Consider the following 5,948-nt stretch of genomic DNA (forward strand, 5'->3'; position numbering starts at 1 on the left):
GGTGGCTTCGAGGGCCGCACCAAGAAGGAAATCCTGGGGCTGACCCGGGAGAAGAACAAGCTCGAGCGCAGCCTCGGTGGTATCCGCGACATGGCCAAGGTGCCCTCGGCCGTCTGGGTTGTCGATACCAACAAGGAGCACATCGCCGTCGGCGAGGCCCGCAAGCTGGGCATCCCGGTCATCGCGATCCTGGACACCAACTGCGACCCTGACGAGGTCGATTACCCGATTCCGGGTAACGACGACGCGATCCGTTCGGCGGCTCTGCTGACCAAGGTGATCGCCTCCGCGGTTGCCGAAGGGCTGCAGGCTCGCGCGGGCGTCGGCCGCGGCGACGGCAAGCCGGAAGCACAAGCTGCCGAGCCGCTGCCTGAGTGGGAGCAGGAACTGCTGGCGGGTGCGGCCGCCACCACCACCCAAGCGGACACCGCCGTCGCAACCGAACCAACCACAGAATCCTAGGAAGGCTGAGCATTGGCGAACTACACCGCTGCCGACGTCAAACGACTTCGGGAGCTCACCGGTGCTGGCATGCTGGACTGCAAGAACGCGCTGGTAGAGACCGACGGTGACTTCGACAAGGCCGTCGAGGCGCTGCGCATCAAGGGCGCCAAGGACGTCGGCAAGCGTGCCGAGCGGGCCACGGCCGAGGGTCTGGTGGCCGCCAAGGACGGCGCGCTGATCGAGCTGAACTCCGAGACCGACTTCGTCGCCAAGAACGCAGAGTTCCAGGAGTTGGCTGACAAGGTGGTCGAAGCCGCGGTGACCTCCAAGGCCACCGACGTCGACGCGCTCAAGGCGGCCAGCACCGACGGCGGGACGGTCGAAGAGGCCATCGCCGCGCTGTCGGCCAAGATCGGCGAGAAGCTGGAACTGCGCCGGGTTGCCAACTTCGATGGCACCGTGGAGACCTACCTGCACAAGCGGGCCGCGGACCTGCCGCCGGCTGTGGGTGTGCTGGTCGAATACACCGGTGACGGCGGAGCCGAGGCGGCGCACGCCGTGGCGCTGCAGATCGCCGCGCTCAAGGCGCGCTTCCTGTCGCGTGACGACGTCCCGGAGGACGTGGTGGCCAGTGAGCGCCGCATCGCCGAGGAGACCGCCAAGGCCGAGGGCAAGCCGGAGCAGGCACTGCCCAAGATCGTCGAGGGCCGCCTCAACGGCTTCTTCAAGGACGCCGTGCTGCTCGAGCAGCCGTCGGTGTCCGACAACAAGAAGACCGTAAAGGCGCTGCTCGACGAGGCCGGCGTAACGGTGACACGGTTCGTGCGCTTCGAGGTCGGCCAGGCCTAGTCGCCCGGTGGCGCGCGTACACGCATTCGGAGACGATGCCCTCGGTGATCTCGACGCAGTCGCGCTGGTCGAGGCCATCCGATCTGGCCGACTGGGCCGGGCCGAGGTCGTCGACGCTGCCGTCGCCCGCGCGGAAACCGTCAATCCGCAGCTCAACGCGGTGGCGTATCCGGCCTACGATAAGGCTCGCGACAAGGCTCGGGCCGCGGCAAACGGTGACGGCTTAAAACGGGGCTTCTTCGCGGGCGTGCCGACCTTCATCAAGGACAACATCGACGTCGCCGGTCAACCGACCATGCAGGGCACCGACGCGTGGACGCCGTACCCGGCGCCGTTCGACAGCGAGGTGACCCGGGTGGTGCTGGGCACCGGACTGGTCTCGCTGGGCAAGACGCAACTGTCGGAGTTCGGCTTCAGCGCCGCGGCCGAACATCCGCGGCTGGGACCGGTCCGCAATCCGTGGAACACCGACCACACCGCGGGTGCTTCCTCGTCGGGGTCGGGCGCGTTCGTCGCCGCCGGCGTCGTGCCGATTGCGCACGCCAACGACGGCGGCGGCTCGATCCGCATTCCGGCCGCCTGCAACGGCCTGGTCGGACTTAAGCCGTCGCGTGGGCGATTGCCGTTGGACGCGGCATATCGGCGACTGCCGGTCGGCATCGTCGCCAACGGGGTGCTGACCCGCTCGGTGCGGGACACGGCCGCGTTCTACCGGGAGGCCGAGCGTCTCTGGCGCAACCCCAAATTGCCGCCGGTCGGCGACGTCACGCGACCCGGCAAGCAGCGGCTCAGGGTCGCGGTGATCACCCGTTCGGTGCAGCGCGATTCCAGCCCCGAAGTGCGCGAACACGTCCTGGACACGGCCGCGTTGCTCGAGGAGTTGGGCCATCGTGTCGAACACATCGAGAACAATTGGGTGCCGGCCAGCTTCCTCGGCGACTTCGTGCTGTATTGGGGCTTACTCTCCCTGGGCCAGGTGAGCGTGGGCAGGCGCGCATTCGGCGATAGCTTCGACCGCGCTCGCCTGGACAACCTGACGCTGGGTCTGTATCGCCACGCCAAGAGCAATCTGCACCGGCTTCCGCTGGCGATTGCGCGGTTACGCCGGCTACGACGGCGCAGTGCACAGTTCTTCGGTAGCTACGACGTCCTGCTCACGCCGACGCTGGCCGACCCGACGCCCGAGGTCGGGTACCTGGCACCCACCCACTACCAACAGGTCATCGATCGGCTATCGGATTGGGTCGCCTACACGCCACTGCAGAACGTGACCGGGGACCCGGCGATCTCGCTGCCGGTGGCGCAATCCGCCGACGGCCTCCCGTTGGGCATCATGCTGTCGGCCGACATCGGCCAGGAGCGGCGGCTACTGGAGTTGGCCTATGAACTCGAAGCGGCGCGCCCGTGGGCGCGCATCCAGGACGAACGCTGATCAATCAGTGCCGAGCTTTTCCAGCATCTGCTTGAACTCGCGCCGCTGAGATTCGCTCAACTTGGCCAAGATGCGGTCATCGGCGCTGCGCACCACGGCCTCGGCGCGCTTCAGCAGGGCGCGGCCCTTGGCGGTCAGCGAGGCCGGTAGTGCGCGACCTGAGGACACCGACGCCGGCCGGGCCACCACGCCGAGCCCTTCCAACTTGTGCAGCACGGTGTTCATCGCCTGTGGGGTCACACTTGCGCGCCGGGCCAACTCGGCACTCGAGGAACCCGGGAACAGCGACAGGCTGCGCAGGCAGACGAACTCGGGCAACGTCAGTCCGAGCGGACTCAATGCGGCGGACGCCTCAGGCCGCAACACGGCAGCGACCCGGTAAAGCAGGTAGCCCAGTGGCGCATCGTCGGCTTGGCCCATATCAGGCATATTGACATATCCGGGCTGCTGACGAGTGTTTGACGCGAAAGATGTTTGGCACCAACCCGGGGTTCTGCAGTGGTAGTCGCAGGATTTGGAGCATTCGGCCGCTGAAATCGTTGCGGCCGAGCGCTATTGGATTTGAGTCCGATAGTGGTAACTGATGCCGCTGTTAAGAATGTGGCCCGAATTGCAATGTGGCCCAGATCAATTAGTTGTTGTTTGCGCAGGTTATGACCCTGCAGAAGCGGTTTGGCGCGGTGGTGGGTGTTTGAGCTTGTGCGCCTTTGGTAATGAGCCCTGGAGCGCGGTTCAAGCGCCATATTGCGTGCAACCGCCTCGAACGACACCAACGGAAGGGATTCAGCGTGAAGTTCACCAAGACCACTGCAAAGACCACCCTCGCCGCTGCGGGCATCGCCGCGGTCAGCATGTTCGGTGCCGCGACCGCCTCGGCCGCGCCCGACGTAATCGAGGGGCTCGGCACTCCGCAGACCCTGGTCGACGGGCCACTGGTCACTGACTACACCGTCAGCAACCTGCAGCCCAGCAATGTCGTCATCCCCGGCTACACGCCGACCGGCAAGCTCTGGCAGGCCGACGTCACCGCTCATGCCAACAGCGGTGTGGTGACGCCCGTCGTCTCCAACTTCAATGCGCGCGCTGAGGGCCAGAATTACCGGGTGATCAGTATTCCGGCTGCCCCGCAGGGCCTCAGCCCGGCTCCGATCACCCAGGGTGGCAGCGAAAACGGCAAGATCTACTTCGATGTCACCGGACCGGCCCCCACCGGCGTGGCCTACAACGACGGCGTCCAGGACGTCTTGGTCTGGGAGAGTAACCCGGCCAGCTTGCCGGCACCCAACGCAATCCCGGGGCAGTCGCCGAACACCCTGCCCGGTCAGGTAAACCCCGCCCCCGGTCAGGTGAACCCGGCTCCCGGCCAGGTTCCCAACACGGTGCCAGGACAGCCGAACACCGTGCCCGGCCAGGTGAATCCGGCCCCCGGTCAGATGACCCCTGAGTCGCCGGCCCACACCTAAAGCGAGGTCGGCTTAGCCAACAACCTCCCCGCGCCACGGCCATGGCGCGGGGAGGTTTTCCTCGTTTTCGATGGGTGCGGTCAACGAATCTAAATATCGGAGTTGGCTGTGGGTGATGTGGGTATGCGACAAGCTATGACTCACACCGACGACAGGCCGCGCGAAGTGCGCGAGCAGGCCCAGCAGCACGCGGAAAAAGCCCGGGAAACCATGGCGGACAAACGCGAAAGCAACGACGGTGGTGTGAGCGGCTGGGTGGCCCGACGGGCTGGGGATTGGGACCTCGAAGGCCAGAGCGAGACGACGATGCACCGCCAGAAATTTTTCTGGAATGCGTTGGTGGACTACTGGTTCCGCATGGAGATCGACGGCTGGGAGAACGTGGGGCAGTCGCCGGTGCTGCTGATCGGCATCCATTCCGGCGCGCCGTTCGTCTGGGACGCCTGGACCGTAGGCCTGCAATGGTGGCGCCGGTTCGGCCCCGAACGTCCATTGCACGGCACCGCACATGATGCGCTGATGGCCATTCCTGGTATCGGGCGGTACTTCAGATCGATGGGTGTGCTGCCCGCAGCGCCCGACGCGATCGCGACGGCGTTGGCTGAGGGCCGGGACGTGGCGCTGTGGCCGGGCGGTGAAGTGGACTCGCTGCGGCCATGGATGGAGCGAGACCGAGCCAATCTTGCAGGCCGCACGGGCTTTGTGAAGATGGCGATCCGCGCCGGGGTGCCGATCGTGCCCATCGCCACCGTGGGAGGCGCCGATGCCATGCCGGTGCTGATCCGAGGCGATCGCCTGTCCCGGGCGTTGCGACTGGATAAACTGTTGCGGCTCAAGGTGTTTCCGGTAGCAATCTCGCTGCCCTGGGGCATTGCGCCGGCGGCCCTTCCGCAGTTGCCGTTACCGGCCAAGATCAGAACCAGATTCATGCCGCCGGTCGAACTCGATCGCGATGCCGACCGCGCCGAAGACGACGACTACGTCAACGCCAAGTACCAAGAAGTTCAGGACAGCATCCAACGAGGCATGGATGCGCTGGCCCGCAAGCGTGCCCTGCCGGTCTTCGGCTAAGGCGTCAGCGTGCGATCGAGTCGCGATTCCTCGGTCGACCACACCGGGTTGAGTATTGGCTCGCCAACGATCCAGCGCGGCTGTGGCGGCGAAACGGCCATGTATCCGACGCCGCGGACGGTGTCGACCATCGATTCGTGCGCGGCGCCGAGCTTGGCGCGCAACCGCCGCACGTGCACGTCGACGGTACGGACCCGTCCGTTGCTTTCATACCCCCAGACCTCGTGCATCAGCCGGGTGCGGCTGAACGCGCGGCCGGCGTGCTGCACCAGGAAATTCAGCAGCTTGAACTCTGTGAGGGTCAGGCCCAGATCTTCACCGTCCAGCGAGACGGTGTAACTCGCGGGGTGCAGCAACAGATCACCGAACTGCAACGTGCCGCCCAGCGCGTTACGTCGACGCGTGATCGCCCACCGCAACCGGGTCTGCAACTCCGCCGCCCCGGCCGCCGCCAACAGCACGTCGTCGAAATTCCAATCGACCTCGACCTCGACAAAATCGGCCGGTCGCACTACGGCAACCACGGCCAGCGCCGGTGCATGGGCCGCCAACCGCAGGCAAGCTTTGCGGGCCGCCACCAAATCGCCGCGGGCATCGATCAACGCGACGTCGGCGTCACCGACCAAGACATCGCCACCGCCGTGTAGTGGCGCCGTGCGCACGGTGAGGGCGAACGAATCCAGGGTGGG

7 protein-coding genes are annotated in these 5,948 nt (G+C 66.1%); 5 read left to right on the forward strand and 2 right to left on the reverse strand.

Features of this window, described 5'->3' with window-relative positions:
* The 3 genes from rpsB to A5634_RS12535 form a co-directional block, all read left to right on the forward strand.
* On the forward strand, positions 1-462 hold a 462-nt coding region (gene rpsB, locus A5634_RS12525), incomplete at its 5' end, for a 30S ribosomal protein S2 (protein ID WP_065144375.1).
* Positions 463-474: 12 nt separating this feature from the next.
* Positions 475-1,293, forward strand: coding sequence for a translation elongation factor Ts (tsf, locus tag A5634_RS12530; RefSeq protein ID WP_065144376.1), 819 nt, complete (start codon positions 475-477; stop codon positions 1,291-1,293).
* Positions 1,294-1,300: 7 nt separating this feature from the next.
* Positions 1,301-2,725 carry an amidase gene (locus A5634_RS12535; protein ID WP_065144377.1) on the forward strand — a complete coding sequence of 475 codons (1,425 nt, stop codon included), beginning with the start codon at positions 1,301-1,303 and terminating at the stop codon, positions 2,723-2,725.
* Here A5634_RS12535 and A5634_RS12540 read toward each other — a convergent pair whose 3' ends face one another.
* Complete coding sequence (locus tag A5634_RS12540) at positions 2,726-3,145, reverse strand: MarR family winged helix-turn-helix transcriptional regulator (RefSeq protein WP_065144378.1); 420 nt, start codon at positions 3,143-3,145, stop codon at positions 2,726-2,728. It lies immediately after the preceding gene.
* 368 nt (positions 3,146-3,513) lie between these two features.
* Here A5634_RS12540 and A5634_RS12545 point away from each other — a divergent pair, with 368 nt between their 5' ends.
* Together A5634_RS12545 and A5634_RS12550 are read left to right on the forward strand one after the other, a co-directional pair.
* A complete protein-coding gene (locus tag A5634_RS12545) occupies positions 3,514-4,188 on the forward strand; it encodes an MPT63 family protein (RefSeq protein ID WP_081290389.1) in 675 nt (224 codons plus the stop codon).
* Between the two features lie 135 nt (positions 4,189-4,323).
* Positions 4,324-5,259, forward strand: a complete 936-nt coding sequence (locus A5634_RS12550; RefSeq protein ID WP_065144380.1) for a lysophospholipid acyltransferase family protein — start codon at positions 4,324-4,326, stop codon at positions 5,257-5,259.
* On the opposite strand, the gene A5634_RS12555 is transcribed toward A5634_RS12550, so the two are convergent.
* Positions 5,256-5,948, reverse strand: a 693-nt coding sequence (locus A5634_RS12555; RefSeq protein WP_155769510.1) for a winged helix-turn-helix domain-containing protein, incomplete at its 5' end; no start/stop codon positions are given. The genes A5634_RS12550 and A5634_RS12555 overlap by 4 nt on opposite strands.

Origin of the sequence: Mycobacterium asiaticum, from assembly GCF_001673365.1 — a bacterium.
GTDB lineage: Bacteria > Actinomycetota > Actinomycetes > Mycobacteriales > Mycobacteriaceae > Mycobacterium > Mycobacterium asiaticum_A.

Coding starts and splice junctions, on each gene's coding strand:
- A5634_RS12540 (WP_065144378.1), bottom strand. CDS start 3,145: ATGGGCCAAGCCGACGATGCGCCACTGGGCTACCTGCTTTACCGGGTC.
- A5634_RS12550 (WP_065144380.1), top strand. CDS start 4,324: ATGACTCACACCGACGACAGGCCGCGCGAAGTGCGCGAGCAGGCCCAG.